Annotated in this window: 25 protein-coding genes; all 25 read right to left on the bottom strand. The window is 27.9% G+C overall.

The annotated features are described in order from the left end of the window. Positions 1-34: 34 nt before the first annotated feature. The 25 genes from GKF99_RS02545 to plsX are packed head-to-tail and all read right to left on the bottom strand — an operon-like array spanning position 35 to position 22,389. Positions 35-2,062, bottom strand: a complete 2,028-nt coding sequence (locus tag GKF99_RS02545; RefSeq protein ID WP_154272602.1) for a bifunctional 4-hydroxy-3-methylbut-2-enyl diphosphate reductase/30S ribosomal protein S1 — start codon at positions 2,060-2,062, stop codon at positions 35-37. Further along, on the bottom strand, positions 2,062-2,631 hold the full coding sequence (locus GKF99_RS02540; RefSeq protein WP_094207187.1) for a lysophospholipid acyltransferase family protein: 570 nt from the start codon (positions 2,629-2,631) through the stop codon (positions 2,062-2,064). Before GKF99_RS02540 ends, GKF99_RS02545 begins: the two co-directional genes overlap by 1 nt. Further along, entirely contained in the window at positions 2,621-3,490 is an 870-nt protein-coding gene (gene cmk, locus GKF99_RS02535; protein ID WP_154271094.1) for a (d)CMP kinase, read from the bottom strand. The genes GKF99_RS02540 and cmk overlap by 11 nt, the downstream gene beginning before the upstream one ends. Next, complete coding sequence (locus tag GKF99_RS02530) at positions 3,487-4,689, bottom strand: NAD(P)/FAD-dependent oxidoreductase (protein WP_154272601.1); 1,203 nt, start codon at positions 4,687-4,689, stop codon at positions 3,487-3,489. Before GKF99_RS02530 ends, cmk begins: the two co-directional genes overlap by 4 nt. Beyond that, the gene (locus tag GKF99_RS02525; RefSeq protein WP_094207190.1) at positions 4,689-5,228 is read right to left on the bottom strand and encodes a class I SAM-dependent methyltransferase; all 540 of its coding nucleotides are present in this window, start codon (positions 5,226-5,228) and stop codon (positions 4,689-4,691) included. Before GKF99_RS02525 ends, GKF99_RS02530 begins: the two co-directional genes overlap by 1 nt. Further along, on the bottom strand, positions 5,218-5,565 hold the full coding sequence (locus GKF99_RS02520; RefSeq protein ID WP_094207191.1) for a hypothetical protein: 348 nt from the start codon (positions 5,563-5,565) through the stop codon (positions 5,218-5,220). Before GKF99_RS02520 ends, GKF99_RS02525 begins: the two co-directional genes overlap by 11 nt. Beyond that, complete coding sequence (locus tag GKF99_RS02515; protein ID WP_094207192.1) at positions 5,558-6,268, bottom strand: pseudouridine synthase; 711 nt, start codon at positions 6,266-6,268, stop codon at positions 5,558-5,560. The genes GKF99_RS02520 and GKF99_RS02515 overlap by 8 nt, the downstream gene beginning before the upstream one ends. Continuing rightward, the gene (scpB, locus tag GKF99_RS02510; protein WP_002836510.1) at positions 6,255-6,803 is read right to left on the bottom strand and encodes an SMC-Scp complex subunit ScpB; all 549 of its coding nucleotides are present in this window, start codon (positions 6,801-6,803) and stop codon (positions 6,255-6,257) included. The genes GKF99_RS02515 and scpB overlap by 14 nt, the downstream gene beginning before the upstream one ends. 2 nt (positions 6,804-6,805) lie before the next feature. Continuing rightward, complete coding sequence (locus tag GKF99_RS02505) at positions 6,806-7,513, bottom strand: segregation/condensation protein A (protein ID WP_094207193.1); 708 nt, start codon at positions 7,511-7,513, stop codon at positions 6,806-6,808. Further along, complete coding sequence (locus tag GKF99_RS02500; protein ID WP_094207194.1) at positions 7,510-8,118, bottom strand: site-2 protease family protein; 609 nt, start codon at positions 8,116-8,118, stop codon at positions 7,510-7,512. Before GKF99_RS02500 ends, GKF99_RS02505 begins: the two co-directional genes overlap by 4 nt. Then, on the bottom strand, positions 8,112-8,648 hold the full coding sequence (locus tag GKF99_RS02495) for an NUDIX hydrolase (RefSeq protein ID WP_094207195.1): 537 nt from the start codon (positions 8,646-8,648) through the stop codon (positions 8,112-8,114). Before GKF99_RS02495 ends, GKF99_RS02500 begins: the two co-directional genes overlap by 7 nt. Before the next feature lie 2 nt (positions 8,649-8,650). Next, on the bottom strand, positions 8,651-10,348 hold the full coding sequence (gene recN, locus GKF99_RS02490) for a DNA repair protein RecN (RefSeq protein ID WP_094207196.1): 1,698 nt from the start codon (positions 10,346-10,348) through the stop codon (positions 8,651-8,653). Positions 10,349-10,352: 4 nt separating this feature from the next. Beyond that, positions 10,353-10,805, bottom strand: a complete 453-nt coding sequence (gene argR / locus GKF99_RS02485) for an arginine repressor (protein WP_002836519.1) — start codon at positions 10,803-10,805, stop codon at positions 10,353-10,355. A gap of 4 nt (positions 10,806-10,809) precedes the next feature. Continuing rightward, positions 10,810-11,568 carry a TlyA family RNA methyltransferase gene (locus tag GKF99_RS02480; RefSeq protein ID WP_094207197.1) on the bottom strand — a complete coding sequence of 253 codons (759 nt, stop codon included), beginning with the start codon at positions 11,566-11,568 and terminating at the stop codon, positions 10,810-10,812. Between the two features lies 1 nt (position 11,569). Further along, on the bottom strand, positions 11,570-12,379 hold the full coding sequence (locus GKF99_RS02475) for a polyprenyl synthetase family protein (RefSeq protein WP_094207198.1): 810 nt from the start codon (positions 12,377-12,379) through the stop codon (positions 11,570-11,572). Beyond that, on the bottom strand, positions 12,372-12,608 hold the full coding sequence (gene xseB / locus GKF99_RS02470) for an exodeoxyribonuclease VII small subunit (protein WP_002836523.1): 237 nt from the start codon (positions 12,606-12,608) through the stop codon (positions 12,372-12,374). The genes GKF99_RS02475 and xseB overlap by 8 nt, the downstream gene beginning before the upstream one ends. Continuing rightward, positions 12,601-13,935: an exodeoxyribonuclease VII large subunit gene (gene xseA / locus GKF99_RS02465; RefSeq protein WP_094207199.1), complete on the bottom strand. Its 1,335-nt coding sequence runs from the start codon at positions 13,933-13,935 to the stop codon at positions 12,601-12,603. The genes xseB and xseA overlap by 8 nt, the downstream gene beginning before the upstream one ends. Then, positions 13,922-14,335, bottom strand: coding sequence for a transcription antitermination factor NusB (gene nusB / locus GKF99_RS02460; RefSeq protein ID WP_094205749.1), 414 nt, complete (start codon positions 14,333-14,335; stop codon positions 13,922-13,924). The genes xseA and nusB overlap by 14 nt, the downstream gene beginning before the upstream one ends. Before the next feature lie 40 nt (positions 14,336-14,375). After that, positions 14,376-14,708, bottom strand: a complete 333-nt coding sequence (locus GKF99_RS02455; protein WP_002836527.1) for an Asp23/Gls24 family envelope stress response protein — start codon at positions 14,706-14,708, stop codon at positions 14,376-14,378. Between the two features lie 50 nt (positions 14,709-14,758). Then, positions 14,759-15,913, bottom strand: a complete 1,155-nt coding sequence (gene ftsY, locus GKF99_RS02450; RefSeq protein ID WP_154271092.1) for a signal recognition particle-docking protein FtsY — start codon at positions 15,911-15,913, stop codon at positions 14,759-14,761. Continuing rightward, positions 15,907-19,410, bottom strand: a complete 3,504-nt coding sequence (gene smc / locus GKF99_RS02445; RefSeq protein WP_172976418.1) for a chromosome segregation protein SMC — start codon at positions 19,408-19,410, stop codon at positions 15,907-15,909. Before smc ends, ftsY begins: the two co-directional genes overlap by 7 nt. 2 nt (positions 19,411-19,412) lie before the next feature. Continuing rightward, a complete protein-coding gene (locus GKF99_RS02440; RefSeq protein WP_154272600.1) occupies positions 19,413-20,477 on the bottom strand; it encodes a radical SAM protein in 1,065 nt (354 codons plus the stop codon). Continuing rightward, positions 20,470-21,186: a ribonuclease III gene (gene rnc / locus GKF99_RS02435; RefSeq protein ID WP_347233078.1), complete on the bottom strand. Its 717-nt coding sequence runs from the start codon at positions 21,184-21,186 to the stop codon at positions 20,470-20,472. The genes GKF99_RS02440 and rnc overlap by 8 nt, the downstream gene beginning before the upstream one ends. 2 nt (positions 21,187-21,188) lie before the next feature. After that, complete coding sequence (locus tag GKF99_RS02430; protein ID WP_094207205.1) at positions 21,189-21,425, bottom strand: phosphopantetheine-binding protein; 237 nt, start codon at positions 21,423-21,425, stop codon at positions 21,189-21,191. After that, a complete protein-coding gene (gene plsX / locus GKF99_RS02425; protein ID WP_154272599.1) occupies positions 21,418-22,389 on the bottom strand; it encodes a phosphate acyltransferase PlsX in 972 nt (323 codons plus the stop codon). The genes GKF99_RS02430 and plsX overlap by 8 nt, the downstream gene beginning before the upstream one ends. Positions 22,390-22,446 lie beyond the last annotated feature (57 nt).

Below are 22,446 nucleotides of genomic sequence, written 5' to 3'. Positions count from 1 at the left end.
AACACCTGTTTGGCTTTTGGATATAAAGTAGATTTTAGTTATCTTCTTCGATTTCTTTTAATTTTAAATCTAATAATGCACCTAAATCACTGTTAATCAAAGTTTCTTCACTTGATTCTGGTTTAGTTTCTACTTTTTTAGGTTTAACTTTTTTAGGTCTTGGCTTTCTTTCTGGTTTTTCAGGTTTTGGTAATAAAGCTTTCATACTTAAAGCTATTCTTTTCTTTTCAGGATTGATTTCTAAGATTTTAACTTTAACTGTATCACCAATATTTAATTCATCTGATGGTTTATCAACGTGTTCATTTGAAATTTCAGAAACGTGAACTAAGCCTTCAATTCCTTCAGCTAATTTAATAAAAGCACCAAAGTCAACTAAGTTTACAACTTCTCCTTCAATAACATCCCCTTCGTGATTGTTTTCAACGAAAGCGTCAAATGGTTTTTGTTGTAATTGTTTCAAGCCAAGTGAGATTCTATTCTTTTCTCTGTTAGCTTTAAGAACTAAAGTTTCGATTTCATCTCCAACTTTTAAAACATCTTCTGGGGATTCAATTCTATTCCAAGAAATATCTGAAATATGAAGTAAACCATCTACTCCACCTAAATCGATAAATGCACCAAAGTCTGTTAATCTTTGTACCTTACCAGTTATTGTTTCACCAACAGTTATGTTTTCCCAAGCCTTATCTTCAATTTCTTTTTGTTCTGCTTCTACAACAGCTCTGTGAGATAAAACTAAACGTCTCTTCTTTTCATCTATATTCAAAACTTTACATACCAAAGTTTCTCCTACATATTTAGATAAATCTTTTACAAAGTGAGTAGTTACTTGAGAACCTGGTATAAAAGCTCTTACATTATCAATTGTAGCTATTAAGCCGCCTTTTACTACTTGTGTTACTTTTGCTTCTACAGTTGAATCATTATCAAAACTAGAAACTAAATTCTTCCAGTTTTTAATTCCTTCAACTCTTTTTGTAGAAAGTACAACATTTCCTTCTCCGTCATCTAGCTTAATAACGTAAACTTCGATTTCGTCGCCTTGTTTGTACAAATCCTTAGGTAATTTACCTTCTTCTGTTGATAATTCGTCTAATTTAATAATACCATCAGCCTTATAGCCAATATTAACCATGACTTCATCATCTGTTACATAAATAACTTCACCCTTTACGATTTCTTTTGGGTAAATCTTATTCATGCTTTCTTCTACTTGTTCCATAAAATCCTTGCTGTAATTATCCATTAAATTTACAACCTCCTCAATAATCCAAGCCGGTGTGGACGCACCAGCTGTAATACCTAATAATTTAGATTCAATAATACTATCATCGATACAAATATCCTTGTATGTTTCAATTCTTAAAACTTTTTTGCAATTTTGTTTTGCAATATCATACAATTTATTTGTGTTAGAACTATTCAAGCCACCAATCACAATCATACAATCGACATTCTTAGAAAGCTCTAAACAAGCCATTTGTCGGCTTTTTGTAGCCCCACAAATAGTATTATCTATCACAACGTTAGTATTACCTCTTACTATTATATCAGAAATTTCCAAAAATTTCCTCTTTAAATTAGTAGTTTGTGAAATTACATATAATTTTTCACCTTTTATTTTTTTTGCCTCATCAATTGAGTTAACAACTTCAACATTATTTTCGACTTGTCCTTTCATCGCTATAATTTCCGGATGATTTGGATCTCCAATAATAATAATTTTGTAACCTTCTTCGTGTTTTTTATTTATTTTTTCATAAATTTTTAATAGTGATGGGCAAGTTAAATCTACTAATTTGTATCCATTATTTTTTATTTCTTCTTTTAATTTTAATGTTGCACCGTGAGATCTAATAAAAATCGTAGAGCCTTTCTCAGCTTGAGTATAATCGTCTATCTGTTTTATACCCAAAGCTTCTAATCTTTTACATTCTTGTTCGTTATGGATAAGCTTACCCAAAGTATACTTTAATTTTGATGGGTCATTTTCAATTATCTCTATTGCTCTTTTAACTCCATAACAAAATCCCGCATTTTGTTGTACTATTATATTCATCAATTCACCTTGTAAATATTTTCGTATATAGCTCTAGTTATTGCTTTATTTCTTATATCTTTTGAAACATCATCAAAACTTGATATAGCTATTTTATCTCTTACAAACACTTCTACTTTTGATCTGAACTTATAATTAGAATTTATGAATACTGGGATAACATCTGCTCCTGCTCTTGACGCAATCATAGCAACTCCTGTTTTCATATTTTCTTCACTAACTGTTTTTACTCTTGTTCCTTCTGGAAATATTCCCAAAACTTCATTGTTTTTTACAAGCTTGATAGCGTCTTTTATCGTTTTAATATTTACATTATCTCTATCAACCGGAAAAGCTCCAAACTTGTTTAGTAAAAAACCTAGAAATTTATTATCAAATAATTCTTTTTTTGCCATAAATCGTATGGGTCTCTCAAAAATTATCGCTAATAAAATTGGATCCCATAAATTTATGTGATTTGCACAAATAATTAAAGGAGTTTCAGGAAGTTTCGTATTTCCATGAACAACTAATTTGTATCTTATTTTAAATACTATTTTCAATAAAAATCTTGCAAATCTATAAAACATTTCTACCTCTAATTATCTCTATTATTTTTTCAACAACTTCATCAATATTCATATCATCAGAATTTATATAAACAGCATCTTCGGCTCGTTTCAAAGGAGCATATTTTCTATTTTTATCCTGTTCATCTCTTAATTTTATGTCTTTTAGAATCGTTTCATAAGATGAATCGTCTTTTTGTTCGTTAAATCTTCTTTTGGCTCTAACTTCGGGTGATGCATCCAAATAAAACTTGTAATCAGCGTTCTTTAGTATGTTAGTACCAGCATCTCTTCCATCAATAATAATCGCTTTGTTGCTCGCAATCTGTCTTTGAATTTCAACTAATTTTTCCCTTACAGAATAATATGTTGAAACTTTTGATGCTGCCATAGATACATCATTAGTTCTTATTTTATCTCTCAAGAATTCACCATTAACTTTAATCTTAGATGATTCAAATGTTATGTCCAAATTGTTCAATACATGCATGACCTCTTCTTCGTCTTCCAAATTTATATTTTTCTTCAAACAAAAATAAGCAAGAGAACGATACATTGATCCCGTATCCAAATATTCAATGTTTAATATATTTGAGATTAATTTACAAACTGTTGATTTACCAGATCCACTTGGTCCATCAACAGTAACAGAATATACGTCATTATTAATCAATTCAATATAAACATTATCATCGTCATTTTTTCTGAGCATTCTTGATGAGATCAAAATATTTTTATTTGTTTTAATTAATCTATCGTCGAAAATTTCTTTCATAACTCTAGGCGTCGATATCAATAATATGTCAAAATTTTTGTCTTTGATATATTCATTAATATCATCATAAAGTTTTGATTCATTTTCGTATTTGATTTTTTTCATATATTTATCCCCGCTAAATAACCCGTTGAAAAAGCAAATTGTAAGTTAAATCCTCCTGTAAAACCATCAACATCAATTACTTCTCCACAAAAATATAGGTCTTTTACAATTTTAGATTCCATTGTGCTTGGATCAATCTCATTAACATCGACTCCTCCCACACTAATTATTGCGTAATCAAGCTTTTCATTTGATACATAAGTAAAATCAAAACTTTTTAAAATTCTTCTTAAATTATCACGTTCATATTTTGTTATTTCATTTACTTTTTTATTTGGATTTATACTTGCAGATTTTAAAATTGGCAGTATTAATTTTTTGATTGTTATTTTACTTATAGCATTTTCAATTGTTTTGTTTTGATTTTCGCTGAAATCTCTTAAAATCCTATCATCAAGTTTTTGATCTGTCAATCCTGGTTTCAAATCTATCGATATTTTAATGTCACCATTTTTATTGCACAATATACTTGATAAAGTAAGTACTAAGGGACCTGAAATTCCTTTTCTTGTAAAAATCATTTCACCTATATCATCGTATATCAATTTCTTATTCAAATAACATTTTAGTCCGACGTTTTTAAGACTAACTCCCTCTAATTCTTCCACATTTTCTTTTAAAATAATTGCACTCAAACCAGGCTTCATTTCGTGGATAGTATGACCTAGCTTGGTTATTTGACTGTAAAGAGATCCATCTGAGCCGGTATTTGGATATGATTTACCTCCACAGGCTATGATAACTTTATCAAATCCATATTCATCACGGTTTGTAGTCAGATAAAATTTATTAGATTTGTAAATTTTGTTTACCTGCTCATTTAAGTGCAAATGTACATTTTTATCCTTCAATATTTTTTCAAATACTTTAATCACATCTGATGATTTATCACTCTGTGGAAAAACCCTATTTCCACGTTCGACTTTTGTTCTAAGACCATTTGAATTAAAAAAATTTATGACTTGTTCGTTAGTAAAGTCATAAAATGGGCTGTAACAAAAATATTTGTTTGTATTAATATTTTCAATTAATTCTTGTATATCACATGAATTGGTAATGTTGCATCTTCCTTTTCCGGTAATGAACAATTTCTTACCTATTTTTTCATTATGATCAAAAATATGAATTTCATATTCATCTTTAATGAAGCTTGCAGCCATTAATCCTGCTGCACCTGCTCCTATTATCGCTACATTCATTATTTAATCCTTTCAATTAAGCATACAAAAGGTGGATTGTTTATTTGATTTATAAAATCGTATCTAATAACATTGAATTCTTTTTGGTTTAATTTATGAAGATATGCGATTATGTTTATACTTTCTTCAAGTCCTGGCTTGTGCCCAGGATAGAAAGTAATAACAACTTGACCTTCTGTGCTTAGCACTTTCAAAAGTTTATCTAAAGTTTTAATTACAGTATCATAATCAGTAGTTATTTTTTTATCTCCACCTGGAAGGTATCCCAAATTAAACACCACAAAATCAATTTTCTGATTAATATATTTGTCAAAATTTAGATGAGAATCGTTAATAACTTTCAAGTTCTCAAATTTTCTAGAATTATCTATACAATCTTTTTGGATATCAAACCCATAAACTTCAATGGTTTCGTTTATGGATAACATTTTGTATGAATCGTTTCCGTTTCCAAATGTCATATCTAAACAAATTTTTGAAGTTGGAATTTTATCTTTCATCAATGATTCAACTAATGTTTTAGTATTGTTATAAATCATTACAGCTTCCCCTAAAAAGTAGATTAAAGTCTATTTTGCCTTGATTTTCAAAAAATGATTTTACTAAACCATTATTATCATAAAACTCTTCAATACCAAAATCTCTCAAATTCATCCCTATACTTTTTAGAAAAAATAACTTGTTAGAATTCTCCTCTTGTAATTGAAAATCTGCTATATTTGCTCTTTTATCTTCTGTCCTAATCAGAGAATACCCTTTTGGTTTTAAGTCGTCAATATATATAAAGCAAAAATCCCCTACAATATCTTCTATTTTTAAGTTAAAATTTTTTAAAATTTCTTCGTCTTTGTTATTTGCAAGTCTAACTTCAATCATATTTACCTCTTATTAAGTCCAAATCTTTTCTCTTTAACAGTACGTATTCTCCGCTTTTTAAATTATCGTCCATCTTGTAATTACCAATCTGAACCCTTTTCAAATCTAAAACCGGATGATTTATATAATCAAACATTCTTCTAATTTGTCTGTTCCTACCCTCATAAATAGTTACCATGTATTTTGTATTGTCTTTTACATTGGCAATAAATTCTATATTTGATTTTTTTAATTTATAACCATCTAATATTATTCCATTTTTTAATTCTTGTATTTTGTTTTTGGTTGGTTTACCTTTAACTAAAACCTCGTAAACTTTTTTATGCTCAAATTTAGGATGAGTTAATTCATAAGTTAAATCACCATCATTCGTTAATATTAATAATCCATGAGAATCCTTATCCAAACGACCAACTGGATAAACCCTTGTATTAGATTTAATTAAATCAACAACTTTTTTATTAGCGAATTTATCCTTAACTGTTGAAGTATATCCAACAGGTTTATTGATAGCAATATAAACTTTTTCTTCTTTTTTTCTAATTTTCTTACCTTCAACTTCAACAATGTCACCATCATTTACTTGATACGATAAATCTAAAAGTATTGTCCCGTTGACACAAACTTTTGAGTTTTTGATTAGTTCATCAGCCTTTCTTCTAGAACAATATCCACTTTGCGCGATTAACTTATTTATTCTCATTTTCTTTTTCCTTAATAAGTTTTTCTATTTCGTTTAATTTAGGAAGATCTTCCAAAGAATTAATATTAAAATAATACAAGAACTCATCCGTAGTTCCGTATAATATAGGCTTTCCGATTTTATCGAGTCTTCCGACTTCTTTTATTAGATTTTTTTTAGTTAAAGTGTCAATTGATGAACTAGATTTTACTCCCCTTATTTCATCAATTTCAATTCTTGTTATTGGTTGTTTGTAAGCTATAATCGATAAAACTTCCATGGTGGTATTAGTTAATCTTGTATTTTTATTTTTCACAAAAATTTCTTTTAAAAATTCGTAGTATTCTTTTTTCGTTTGAATTTGGTAGCTATCGTTGATGCATCTGATTTCCAGAGAAGTGTTTCTATATTCGTATTCTTTAATTAAATCATCGAGCATATTTCTAGTTTCTTTTTTGCCAAGGTTTATAGCTTCAGATATTGAAGAAATATCTAATGGTTCACCCCATAAGAAAAGTAAAGATTCAATTTTATTTCGAATAATTTTATCTTCCATAATTACCTCATTAATATTTCCGTATTACCCTCATTTTTTACAACTTTTAGTATGTTGGATTTTAATAATTCTAGTAAAGCTAAAAAAACAGATATAACTTCATTTCTATTGGTCTTTTTGGATAAAAAATATGAAAAACTATATTTGTTATTTTTTTCTACCTTCCACAATATATCTTCAATACAATCTTCAATCTTATATTCTTCCGCTTCTATAATTTCTGTTTCTTCAATGACAATTCTATTATCTACCTTATTTAATATTTCTAACAAAGTTTCAGATAATAAATTAATGTCAGGAACAATCAAATTTTCTTTTTCAGATTGATAAACCGATAAATCCTCTTGAATTTTTCTAAAATGTTTCGATGAGATGTTTTCTAATTCAATCAATTGTTTAGAGATTTCTTTAAATTTTTTATATTCTATTAATCGTTGTTTAATTAAATCTTCATCTATCTGATCATCTTCATCAAAATCATTTTTGGGTAATAATTTTTTTGATTTTATATATAACAAAGTAGAAGCTAAGTAAATGAAATCAGTCAAATCTTTAGTAGAATGATTTTTCAAATTCTCAACTTCTTCAATGAATTTATTTGTAATTTTTGCTAAATCAACATTTTCTATATCAATTTTTTCTTTTTCAACCAAATTTAATAAAAGATCCATTGGACCGTTGAATTCTTCAGTTTCAATAATTAAACTCATAGTGCAATTGCTAACCTTAAAAACTTATCAATTATAAATGATGTTATAGGCGTTAAAACTTTACCCAACACACCTGAAAAAATTAATATAAGCAATATAAAATAAGTGTATTTTTCATATTTTGCCATAAAATCTAAAAATTTTCCTGGAAAAAAAGCAGTTATAACCTTAGAACCATCTAAAGGTGGAACGGGTATTAAGTTAAATACAGCAAAATACACATTGTATACAATAAATAAACTCAAAATTTCTGATACTACAGGATTTACATGAGAAAATTTAACATATAAAAACGAAAATATAAGTCCTAAAATTAAATTTACTGTAACTCCTGCAATTGAAACCAAGAACATCCCTAAATGTCTGTTCCTAAAATTGTATGAGTTAATTGGAACTGGCTTTGCCCAACCAAACTTGAATAAAATCAAACTAATTGCACCTAATGGATCAATGTGATCAATAGGATTGAAGCTTAATCTACCCATGCTTTTAGCCGTATTATCACCCATCCAGTAAGCAACATAACCATGAGCAAGTTCATGGAGAACAATAGTTGGAAGTAATACAAGTATAATTATAATATAATGATTTATCGTTTCTAGCATTTATTCACATTCCTTAAAAAATATAGAATTCCCATAATTGTCTTCCCGTCAACAATAGCTCCATCTTCTATCATTTGCATTAATTTTTCTTGTTCGATGAGTTCTATATTTAAAAATTCGTCATCATCTGCTTCTAGTTCGTCTCTGAATAATTCTTCAGCCAAAAAGAAACTTACTTTTTCATCACTAAAACCCGGAGAAGAATAAGCATCGAACAGATAAGTTAAATTCTTGCAATTATAACCTATTTCTTCCCTCATCTCTCTTATCGCCGCGTCTTTTGGTGTTTCATTGTGTTCAATTAACCCTGCTGGTAATTCCATTAATTGTTGGTCTATAGCTTTTCTATATTGACTCACAAAAAATAATTTATTATCTTTTACCGCAATTATGCACACAGCATTTGCGTGTTCAACAATTTCTCTTTTAGAGTATTTTCTATTTGGAAGTTCAACCGTATCTAATCTGAGGTTTAAAATTCTTCCCTCATATATCATTTCACTCTTTATAGTTTTTTCTTCATAATCCATAATTATCTCCTATCATTTTTTAATTCATTTGCTTGATTGATCATTAATTTTGCTTGTTCAATTGTCGTTTCTGTGATGTTTATTCCACCGATCAATCTCGAAATTTCATTTACCTTTTCTTCAGGAGTTAATACTTTTAAAATTGATTTTGTTTCGTTATTACAATCAATCTTTTCAATTAAAATGTGATTATCGCTCAATGAAGCTATTTGAGGTAAATGACTTATTGAAATCACTTGCTTATCTTTTGATAAATCAATAAGTTTTTCACCTACTACCAATGCCGTCCTACCACTAATTCCAGTATCAATTTCGTCAAAAATAAGAGTATTGATATCTTCAAAATCTGATATAACTGACTTAAATCCAAGCATAATACGTGAAATTTCTCCACCAGATGCAATAGATACCATTGGTTTTAAATCTTGCCCTAAATTTGTTTTAATTAGAAAATCCAATGAATCATAACCTTTTTCATTGAAATCAGAAAGCTTTTCAAATTTGACCTGAAAATCAGCATGTTTCATATTCAAATCTTTTAGATTTTGAACAATCAATTTTTCTAATTTAGAAACAATTTTTTTTCTAATTTTATGAAGTCTATCTGATAATTCAATCCCCTTCTGCTTGTCTGAATCAATTAATTTCTTGAATTTTCTTTTATTTTCTGTAATTTCATTCAGTTCTTTAAGTCTACGTTCCAAATCTTTTCTAAATGAAATTATATCATCAATAGATTTTCCGTATTTTCTCTTTAAATTTGTAATTATTGCTATTTTATTTTCTAAATCATTTAGTTTGAACTCATCTTGATAAATGCTTGATGAATATGAACTAATCCTTGAGAACAAGTCGTCCATCTCATAATAAATCTTATCCAAATCTTGCTTAAAAGAATTCACTTCATTATCAAACTCACAGATTGAGTCCATTTTGCTTAAAACAATATTAAACATAGTGTTTATATCTTGTTCATTGTAGTTTTCATCCGAATACATGTTTAATATTTCACCGATATTATTTTTAATCAAATTAACATTCGATAGTTTATTATATTCATTTTCAAGTTCTTCTTCATCCAAGTTCTCAAGATCTATTTGTGATATTTCTTCAATTTGATAATTTATTATATCGAGTTGTCTATCCTTTTCTTCGTTTGAAATATTAAAACTCTTGTACGCTTTTTTGTATTCTGCAATATTATTGAGAATTTCCCTTAACTCAGTTTTGATTTTAAAAGTTTCTTCCTTATCAAAAGAATCAATTAAATCTAGATAAAAATCCTTGTTCAATAGTGATTGAGTTCCATTTTGTCCATGAATGTCAACAAATTTACTCATTAATTCATTTAGTGTGTTAAGCGTGATTGATCTATTGTTTAATTTATTTATACTTTTTAAATTAGTATCTACAATTCTTGAAATTATTATTACTCCATCTTCAACATTGTATCCCATGTCTTCTAAAAATTTAATTTTAGAATTATCAGCTATTGTAAATGTCGCTTCAACAATAGTTTTTTTTGAAGAATCTCTGATAAAACTTTTGTTAAATCTTTGTCCTAGAAGAAGTTCAAAAGCTTCTATCAAAATTGATTTTCCTGAACCAGTTTCCCCAGTTATGATATTAAGTCCATCTGTAAAATCGACATTGATTTTGTCAATTATCGCAAAATTTTCTATATAAAGAGAATTTAACATTTTTTTACCTGATGATTGATTTGATTTCTGAAACTAATTTTTCCAATCCAGATTTATCTTCAACAGTTATATAAATAGTATCATTACCTGTTAGAATTCCTGCTATATTGTCTAATTTAGCGTTGGTAATTGCCATACCACATACTGTTGCAGTGTGAGATATTGTTTTAATAATTACCATATCTTCATTATGCTTGATAGTCAACACAGCAGATCTGAAAATCTTATCTAATCTTTCGTTTAATGAATCGTGTACAGTGTCAATTATTGCATAATGATATTCGCCTTCTCTAGTTTGAACTTTTGATATTCTTAATTCTTTTATATCTCTAGAAATAGTAGCTTGTGTAGCTCTAACTCCATGAGCTTCTAAATAGTCAGAAAGTTCTTCCTGAGTTCTTATTTCATTTTCTTCTATTAAGTCTAGAATTAATCTTTGTCTTGTGTATTTTTTCATATTTCTACCTCAATTTATTAAATGCTGTCTCCACAACATCCTTGAATTTTATATTTTTATTATCTAAAGTCGTAATATGGATTAAATACTCTATATTTCCACTCTTACCTTTTATTGGACTATGTGTCATCTCAGAAATATACAATCCTTCATCATTTAGATAATTATTAATATCATTTATTATAGATAAATGTTCCTTTTTATTATTAATTATATGATTTTTTGTTTTTAATTCAAACTGCGGCTTTATCAAAAATATCATTTCGCCATTATTTTTTAGCATTTTAACGGCATTTGGAATAATCATTTTCAATGATATAAAAGATACATCGCATACTATAAAATCAAATCTCGGATACTCATCTACATTAATATTTCGAAAATTAGTATTTTCGAATAATTTAACCCTGCTATCATGTCTGAGTTCGTCAACCATTTGATTATTGCCAACATCAATAGCATAGACTTCTTTTGCATTATTTTTTAATAAAACCTGAGTAAATCCACCAGTAGATGAGCCTATATCTAGGCATAAATCATGCTTACCTATGTTAAATACCTCAAAAGCTTTTAAAAGCTTCAGAGCGCCTCTTCCCACATATTCAATGTGTTCTTTCACTTCAACTTCATCAGAATTTATCTCAAGTGATGGTTTCTTTACTAAATTACCCTGATAATAAACTAATTCATTCTCAATCAGAGATTTTGCCTTTGTTCTAGAAGATGCAAAGTTTTTTTCGCACAAATACAAATCAATTCTCATATTAATATTTCCTGTCCAACAGTTTATTTGTAATTTCAATTAAAGGTTGAGAATTATCGATATCTTTAATACAATCTATAGCTTTATCAGAGTACTGATTTGCATCTTCAATGCCTTTTTCTTTTCCAAAAATAGTGACATAAGTTTTTTTATTAATTTTTACATCATTTTCATAATCCATAATGTCATCAATTATTTGAAAAGCCATTCCTAGATTAAAAGCATAATCTTCTAGTTTTAATAATATATTATCGTCAACTTTACTTAAAATTCCAGCAGATACAGTAGCTGCTTTAAGTAAATTACACGTTTTTTTATCGTAAATTTCAATAATATTTTTTTCAGAAATCTCACTGTCAATATCCAAAAGTTGACCTTTTATCATGCCAAAACAACCTGATTTCTTTACGATATAATTTGCACACTTTGCGTCAATTTCGTTCTTAATCGATTCAGATAATACTTCAAATGAATAATTTAAAAGTGCATCCCCTACTAAAACTGCAATATCTTCTCCGTATTTTTTATGCACTGTTAACTTTCCTCTTCTATATTCGTCATTATCCATACATTCTAAATCATCATGCACTAATGAATAATTGTGAATTAATTCTATGGCAATAGCGTAATTTACAGATTCAGTTATCGATTCATTAAACATTTGATAAGTTAACAAAAACAAAAGTGGCCTTAATCTTTTTGCACCATCGTCAACAATGGTGTATTGCATAGCTTCGCCAATTTTATCATCGGAAAATTTTAAGTCTTTTAATGAAGTGTTTATTAAATTTATAATTTCCTTACTATTCATTATCATCACTTAAAAGCATGTTTATTTGAAAATCTTCTTCTTTGTTATCTTTAATCAAAGTCATTTTTCCTTCTTGTTCTTTCAAAATAGAACTTAATCTCTTGTGAAGCTTCATGCCTTCTTCGTATAATTTTATATTTTCTTCAAGACTCAGCTCTCTGTCTTCCAACTTTTCAACGATGTCACTTAGTCTTTTTAATCCTTCATCGTATTCTCTATATTCATTCATTGAATTTCTCCTTATTTTGAACAGTTGTATCAAGTTTACCATCTTTCATAATTAAGACAATTTTTTCGTTCTCCATAACATCATCAATAGATGAAATACTCTTATCATTCTTTAATACTTTTGCATATCCATTCTCTAAAATTGTACTTGGATTCAGATGCAATAAGTTATTTTTATATGAGTCTAAAATCAATTCTTTGTAATTAATATTTGAAATCAAATTTTTAATCATTGTTATTCGAATTTTATTTAGTTTTTCGATTTCTAAAGATAATAGCTTATCAGGTTTCAACAGATTTAATTTGTGGTAAATATTTAATTCTTCATTGAACTTATCTTCCAAATTTTTCTTATAAGCTTTTTTTAAGCTATCCTTCAAAAGTTGAAGATTATCCATGTGTTCTTTAATAATGTTTTTGGGGCCTAAAAATTCCAACTGCTTACCATAATACTCTAATTCTTGATTTTCATCTTCAAATCTTCTCATCAAAATTCTATTAATTTTAGCGTAACTTTCCTGTAAAAAATATTTTAATTCATCAAAATCAGCAGTGGCTAGCTCAGCAGCTGCTGTTGGAGTAGATGCTCTTAAATCAGCTACAAAATCAGAAAGCATAAAGTCATTTTCATGACCAACGGCGCTTATGATAGGGGTTTTTGAATTATAAATAGTTTTTAAAAGATTTTCATCATTAAATGAATTTAAATCCTCAAAACTTCCACCGCCTCTTCCTACTATAAGAGTATCTAGATTTTGCTCATCCATATATTTAATGCCTTGTATAATAGATTCTGACGATTGTTCTCCTTGAACAACACAATGATATATCAAAATATCGCAAATAGGATATCTTCTCTTTATTGTTCTGCAAATATCATTCACGGCCGCTCCTGTAGAAGATGTAATCACGCCAATAGCTTTAGGATATTTAGTTATGCATTTTTTGGTTGATTCCGAAAAAAAGCCTTCCTGTTCAAGCTTTTCTTTTAACTCTAAATACTTTTGAAAAAGGTCTCCAGTGCCTGATTTCTTACATTCTTTTACAAGAAGTTGATAAGTGCTTGATCCTTGATATGTTGTTATACTTCCTCTTAGTTGAACTTTGTCTCCATCTTTTAAGTTTATAGTTTTTGCAAGAGACATTGTTTTAAAAATCATACAAGAAATCAATGCTTTTTCATCTTTTAATCTAAAATAAACATGTCCTGAAATATTTTTATTAAAATTTGAAATCTCACCTTCTATCCACACATTTGATAAAATTGGATCTTTCTTCAAAGTATTTTGAATATAATCAGAGATCTCTTTAACACTATAAACTTGCATTTTCTTTTCTCTTTAATACAGAGCCTAATATGCCGTTGATAAAACTGTATGATTTTTCTGTAGAATATTCTTTCGCTAATTCAACGGCTTCATTAATTGCAACACTATCTGGAGTGCTTTCCACGTATAGAATTTCGCAAACACCAACTTGTAAAATCGATAAATCTAATTTGTTAATTCTGTCCAAGTTCCATTGTTTTGTGTTATTTTCTATAATATTTACTATGTCATCAATATGTTCAATAAAATTTAATACAATTTCTTTGAAAAATACTATATCATTTTTATTAATATTCTGATATTTACAAAATTCTTCAATTCTATTTTTATCGTAATCTCCATTCATATTCATTTCATAGATTAATTGCATTGCGCTTTTTCTAGATTGTCTTCTTGACATATTTCCTCCAAGAAAATAACCCTCTGATAAGAGGGTTACATTAAATACTTATTTTCTCACAAACAACATCTACATTTATGACAACTAACCCAGTCATCATGCCGATATTTTCTTTTATTTTCTTTTGCACCTTATAGCATACATCCTTGATGTTATAATCAGAATCTACTTCAATATGGGCTCTTACATTTACAGCATTGTCAAGAATTTCAATGATTACTGATTTTTGAGCTCCTTTTTGTATATTTACTTTTTCTGATTGTGGTGTCATAATAGCTTTTACACCTTCAACTTCCATGCAAGCTTCTGCTGCAATAAGTGAAATTATGTCATTAGAGATCTTAACAGATCCGTTATTAAATTTATTATCCATGTTATTCCTCCACACACAAATTTTATCAAAAAATGAAAAAAAATTCAATTTTAATTTATTATTGCTTCTATAAATTTTTCTGGTTCAAACTTAACCAAATCATTAACCTGTTCGCCAATTCCAATGAATTTTACTGGAATTCCCAATTCCATTTCAAGTGGAAATATCATTCCACCTTTAGCTGTACCATCTAGTTTTGTAATTATAGCACCTGTTAAATCAGTTGCATTCATAAATTCTTTTGCTTGAATAATAGCATTTTGTCCAGTTGTGCCATCTACAATTAATAAAATTTCTTTTTTAGCTTCCGGATATTCTTTTTCAATAACTCTCTTTATTTTATTCAATTCATTCATTAAATTCTTCTTATTATGAAGCCTTCCAGCTGTATCGCAAATTAATATATCTGCATCTCTACTTTTCATAGCACTAACTCCATCAAAAACAACACTAGCTGGGTCAGAACCTTCTTTGTGACTAATAATGTCAACTTTAGCTCTATTTGCCCATTCAGTAAGCTGCTCTATAGCCGCTGCTCTAAAAGTATCGGCAGCAACCATCAAAACTTTTTTCCCATCTTTTTTGAATTTCATGGCTAATTTACCAATCGTAGTAGTTTTTCCTACACCATTTACACCGACTACTAAAATAATAGTTTTATCATCTACATTTAAATTATTGTCGATCTTATCATTAATTATATTTTCTTTTAAAATATCAGCCAAAACATTTTTTATTTCACTTGGATCTTGAATGTTATTAAGTTTTACTTTATCTCTCAATTGAGCAACAATCTTTAATGTTGTTTCAACACCAATGTCAGCGGAAATCAAAGTTTCTTCAATTTCTTCGAATAATTCTTCATCAACCGTTCTATAATTGGCTAAAACTTGATCAATCTTATTAGAAATATTGTCACGAGTTTTAAGTAATGAATTCTTTAATTTTTCAAAAAATCCTTCCTTATTTTCTTCTTTATCTTCGATAATTTCTTCAGATTGTTCTTGGTATTTTTCGTTATCAGTTTCAGACTTTTCATTCTTTTCTTCAACGACTTTTTCAGCATCATTAACTTCTTCGCTTATTTCTATATTTTCATTGGATTGACTAATTTCTAATTCTTCTTGTTGTAAATCTTCTTCTGTATTTTTTGTTTCTTCGTCATCTTTTTTAGACTTAAACTTATCAAAGAACTTATTTAGCATATCTCTCTCCTATCTACATCTAATTTAATCATTTTAGATATTCCATCTTTTTCCATACTTATTCCATATAAAATGTTAGCTATCTCCATTGTACTCTTTCTATGTGTAATAATAATGAATTGAGTTTTTTCTTTAAATTTAATTAAATATTCTTTGTATCTCTTAATATTTATTTCATCTAAAGCAGCATCTATTTCGTCTAATATACAAAAAGAAGATGGTCTTGTCTCAAAAATCGCAAAAAGCAACGCTACCGCTGTCAACGATCTTTCTCCACCGGACAACAAGTTTAGACTTTGAAGTTTTTTCCCAGGTGGTTGAGCAGTTATTTCAATTCCAGAACTTAGAACATCATCTTCGGTCAATTTAAGACTTGCATATCCTCCATTAAAAAGTTGTTTAAAAATGGCAATAAATTTTGTATTTATTTCTTCAAATTTTTTGGTGAATACTTCTTTCATTTCTCTATTAAGCTTATTAATAGCGCTCATGATATCTGCCCTGGATTCAATTAAATCATTTTTACTCTTAGTCATAAAATCAAATTCTTTTTTAACTGATTCATATTCTTGAATACTATCTACAGAAAAAGAACCTATATTTCTTAAATCATTGATAATTTTATTGATTTCTTTCTGACTAATTTTAATATCAGAATTAGATTCTATTGTGTCGATATTAATATCATAGAGCTCATTAATATCTATTTTAATATTATTTAACTTCTCTGTTGTATTTAAAGCCTTTTCGATTAATGAGTTATTGCTAATTTCTATTTTTTGAACACTAGCATTTGAATCATATATTGATTGCTCAATCTTTGTTAACTCTGATTTAAATTCATTCATATTGGACTTCATATATAAAATTTCATTATTTAGCCCAGAAATAATATCATCATAATCAACAGTTTTAGATTTTATATCATTTTTATGGCTTTTGTATTTAGAAATACTTTTATGAATTTCATCAATTTTAACTGAATTAACTTTAAAGTTATCTTCCAAATATTCTTTTCTGATTTTTGCATCATTTAACTGATTATTAAATATATTTAAATCCCTTTGTACAGAAGAGTATTCAGATTTTAAACTAATTATATTCATTTTTTCCGAATTATATTGTTCTTGTAATTTCTCAATTTCAACACTTAATTCTTTTAAAACATTTTCTAATTCTACAATTTGATTTTTTAAATCAGTTTCTTGTAAATCATTGGCTTCACTTTGTATAGTATTTGAATTTAACTTATTATCAAAATCACTAATACTAGACCTCAAATATTTAATCTCAAACTGTTTGTCTTTTATGTTGATATTACAAGCATCCTTTTCAGTTCTTAATTTTACAATCTTATCTTCAATAATTTCTAAATCGGATTTGTTTTGATTAACAATATCAATATTTTCTTCGTATATTTTTTTCAAATCGTTGTATTCATTAACACAGTTTTTATACAAATTTTCAACAGAATTTAAACTATTTTTTGTTGATAGTATTGAGTAATTGGAAGGCTTTTTATATCCACCTACCATTGAACCCCAACTATTAATGATATCACCATCTAATGTAACTATTCTATAGTTTTTGTATTTCGAACTTACGTTAATAGCATCTTCCATATTTTGAGTGACAAGTGTTTTCTGTGCAAAATAATCTACAATATCCCTAAATTTTTCATCAGATTTTATAAATTCATTTAAATGTCCAAGTACCAATTTATCTTTTACATAATCATAATTTCTAGATTTTATTTTATTTAATGGTAAAAAAGTAAGTCTTCCTATCTTATTTGACTTTAAAAAATTAATTAATTCCTTACCATCATTTTCATTGCTGACAATTATATTTTGAAACGCTGATGACATTATTGCATCAACAGATTTCTCATACTGCTTTTCTACACTGATTAAATCCCCAAGTGTCCCTATTACTTTATCTTGTAAACTAGGATTTAACTTTTTAAAAAAGTTTTGAACTGTAAAATTGTACCCTTCGTGATTATCTATAGTATTTTTCAAAAACATATATTTATTTTTGTTAGTTATGGATTCTTCTTTTAAGTTGGATAATTTGTCTCTTAAATTAATTAAAGCTTTCTCTTTATCATTTATAATGCTAGAAATTCGTTCTTTATCTTTATCTAAATTATCCAAATGTTTGTCATAATCACTTAGCGTTTCTTCTAAATTTCGTAATGCTTCTACTAATTGATTTAATTTGAATTCAGATTCTTCTTTTTGCTTTTTTACCTCTGATATTTCTTTCAACCTTTCTTGTTCGATAGCATCACGTGAAGATTTTTCTATAATATGTTGTGTATAAATTGACTGTAATTTATTTAATTTTTCTGATTTCTTATCGCTCAATTCTTTTTTAATGTTAAGTTCATCTTCAGAATCATCAATATTCATTTTTTCTAAATTTGAATTTATTTCTTCAAGCTTTTTCTCAGAGTTCTTTATTGTATTTTGTAAATTATCAATTTTTGATGTTAAATTTTTAATTTCTGATGAATAATTCTCGTTTTCTTTTGTTAATCTTTCTAATTCAGTGTTGCTATTTTTAAGTCTTTCATCATTCAATTGAATATCTGATTCGTTTTTTATTTTTTGACTCTTAATATCAGCTAAATTAGAGATTTTCAATTCTGTATCGATATCTATTTTATTAATGCTTTTTAATAAATCATTTCTTTTATTTTCAAATCTTACAAGTTTTGATTTTAAGTCAATCAAGCTTTTATCATTATTTTCTTTTTTTTCAATGACATCACTTAGTGTAATAGAAAGTTTTTCGATATCCAATAAAGCTTTTTGGATTTCCATTTCCTTTAGTTTTTCTTCCAGAACAATTCCTTGTTTAGCCTTTTTACTTTCTTTTTCTAAATATTTTAATCTATCGACTTGTGAAATCAATATATCTTCAATTCTTAGTAAATTCTCATTAGTTTGTTCAAGTTTTTTAACACTTTGCTCTTTAATGTATTTTTGTTTGGAAATTCCAGATGCTTCTTCGAATAATTCCCTTCTATCTTCACTTTTTGATGACAGAATTTCGTCGATTTTACCTTGACCTATTACAGAATACCCTTCTTTTCCAATTCCCGTATTTAAAAATAATTCCTTTACATCTTTTAAGCGAACTTGATTTTTATTGATGTAATACTCACTTTCACCAGTACGGAAAACTCTTCTTGTTACTGTAATTTCTTGATAATCAATGTCTTTCCATAAGTCATTTTCGAATGTTATGGAAACTTGTGCAAAGTTAACAGGTTTTTCCTTCTGAGTTCCAGCAAAAATAACATCTTGCATTTTATTCCCACGGAGATTTTTTGCTGATTGTTCACCTAAAACCCATAAAATAGCATCAGAAATATTTGACTTTCCGCTACCATTAGGTCCAACAATTGCTGTTATGGGATTATCAAAATTCAATTTTATTTTATCTTTAAAGGACTTAAAACCTTGTATTTCAACTGATTTTAATCCCACAGCTACACCTCTTTTTCAATATATTTAAAAATATTTTCTAAATTAATATCAATTTTGTTGATATTATCTAACACTAAGAAGTTATTATTAGAATTAGAATATTTTATTGTTTTTAATCCATATTTTTCTTTAAAATATTTTTTATTTTCCCTATTATAGCCGACAAAATTATTCAAAATATTTGGTTTGGCATGTATTTCTAGTGTTTCAAGATTATCATTTTTCAAAACATAATCTACCACTTTTCTATACAAATTATCTTCTACCAATTGTCTATAATTTGGATGAATTGCCCCTGCAACTACATCTTCGCCTTGTTTTATATTTTCTGTATTTAATAGACCTAATCTAATAACTGGAATGTTAGCGTTTATAAATTTCAAATATATTTTGGTACAATTTTCGACCGAATCGTGCAAATTTTCCGGACTATATTTATTAATTTTGGTAAAAGTTTCAAGCATAGTATTCTTTATAACTAAAGTTGGATATATCCTGACAAAATCAGGTTGTAACTTGATTAATTCATCTGCAGTATATAAGTCCATCTCTGTGGTTGATTTGTATAAGCCTGTCATCATTTGCAGCCCTAAACTAAATCCCATAGATTTTATCAGCTCAGAAGATGTTTTAACACACTTACTATCGTGACATCTTAAATTTGCATCTAATACACTATCTACCATTGATTGAACGCCTAACTCTATAGTTTCTACTTTAAATTCCTTAAGAATATTTAAAATGTGTTTATCAATATAATCAGGTCTTGTAGAAAGTCTAATCGATCGAACTTTACCGTCTTCAATGAATTCATTTGCTATTTTTAAATAGTCTATCATAGCTGTTTCTTCAATTCCTGTAAAAGATCCACCATAAAAAGCTATCTGAATATCTTCTTGACTTTTATTAGGAAAATTTGCAAGTTGATTTCTTATTTCATTTCTTATTTCATCTTTTTTAACAACTTCGATATAATTTGTAATTTTGCGTTGATTACAGAAAATGCAATCATTTGGACATCCTAAATGAGGAATGAACAATGATACAATGTAATTTTTCTTACTCATTTATTACCCTTAATTTAATCAAGGCCTTTCTTGCAGCATCTTGTTCTGCATGTTTTTTTGAAGATCCAAATCCAGATCCTATAACCAAGTTACCTTCATAAACATCAACATAGAATTTCTTGTCGTGATCTGGGCCTTCTTCTTTAACAATCTTGTACTTTAATTTATCTCTTGAATTTTTTTGATTATTTTCCTGTAACATAGTCTTATAGTCAATAAAACTAGACTTTGTTTCTATTTCAGCTATGAATAGACTTTTAAACTTATTTTCTACAATTTTAAAAGCCGATTCATAACCAGAATCCAAATATATTGCACCAAAAACTGCTTCGAAAGTGTCAGCAAGTACACTAGGTTTTTCACTGCCACCTGAAATAAATTCACCATGACCCATCATTAAATATTTTCCTAATTCTAAATACTTAGCCATATTTGAGAAAGATTTTTCACATACCATTTGACTTCTAATCTTTGTCATAGCACCTTCTTTTAACGAAGATTTACTATTATACAAGAAGTCACTAACAATTAGATCCAAGACTGCATCTCCTAAAAATTCCAATCTTTCGTTTGAAATATCTTTATATGATTTGTTTTCATTTCCGTATGAGCTATGAAAAAAAGCCAGGTTTAACAGATTAATATCTGTAAACCTGTAATCTAATTTTTCTTCTAGGTCATGTAGCATTTCAATTCTAGCTTTGTCCACAACTATTTTCCTTGTGCCCTTTCAATTTCATTAACTACATCTTCTACATTTTTTAACTCAGATAACTTTTCGTCATCAAGTTCTATATCAAATTCTTCTTCTACATCCATTACGATTTCCAATAAGCGTACTGAATCCGCTTTAAGATCTTCTACAAATCTTGTTTTTTCGTCTATATCGTCTCTATTAAATTCCTTTTTTAAGCCTTCAACAACTTTTTCATAAATTTCTTTATTCATTTGCTAACTCCTTTTTTAATTTATCAGTAACATCTTCTTCAACGAATTTTATCAGCGTTAAAATCCCAGACATAATAGCGCCCCTGTTAGATGAGCCATGAGCTTTAAACACCGGCTTCTTAGTTCCTAGAAATGGTGCAGATCCAACACTGTTATAATCAATACCTGTACTCATTGATTTAATCATAGGAATAATAGTTTGTTGAGATTTTTCATCAAGCTTAGATAATTTTGACTTAGCTAAAGTTTTAATAAACTCAACGGAACCTTCTATTGTTTTCAGAAGAATATTTCCTGAAAAACCATCAGTTACCACGACATCAAAATCACCTTTCAAAACATCTCTTGCTTCAACATTACCTTTAAAATAAGGATATTTTGATAAATTCTTGTATGTTTCTAATCTTAATGAATCTCCCTTATGTTCTTCGACTCCAATATTTAATAGACCTACTTTGCAATCCTCTTTTCCTAAAATATTTTTGGAATAAACATATCCCATTTTTGCAAATTGTTCTAATAACTCAGAAGTGACATCAACATTAGCGCCAACATCTAACACTACCACATCACCTTTTAGGCTAGGTACTGTTATCATCAAACAAGGTCTAGATACATTATCAAGCCTTCTAGTTATAAGTGTAGCCCCCGTCAATAAAGCACCAGTAGAACCTGTCGATAACAACCCATCGTAATCTTCGTTTAATAAATCAAAACATTTTCTCATGCTGGAATCTTTTTTTGATCTTATCGCTTTCGTTGGTGATTCATTGTTTTCAATGGTTTCTGTAGCATTTACAAAATCTATTTTGTCTTCAAATCTTTTATTTACAATATTTCTATTTTCTTCTTCGTTTCCTACTATTGTCAATTTAAAATCTTTTTGTTCAAGAGCCATTATAGCTCCTTCTATTAATTCTGATGCTCCTTTATCAGAGCCCAAAGTATCTAATAAAATTTTCATACTTCACCTCTAGTATATTCTATCACAATATTGTATGTTATAACATCAAACAAATAA

The organism is Finegoldia sp. BIOML-A2 (assembly GCF_009678315.1).
GTDB lineage: Bacteria > Bacillota > Clostridia > Tissierellales > Peptoniphilaceae > Finegoldia > Finegoldia magna.
This window is presented reverse-complemented; position numbering and strand designations above follow the sequence as displayed.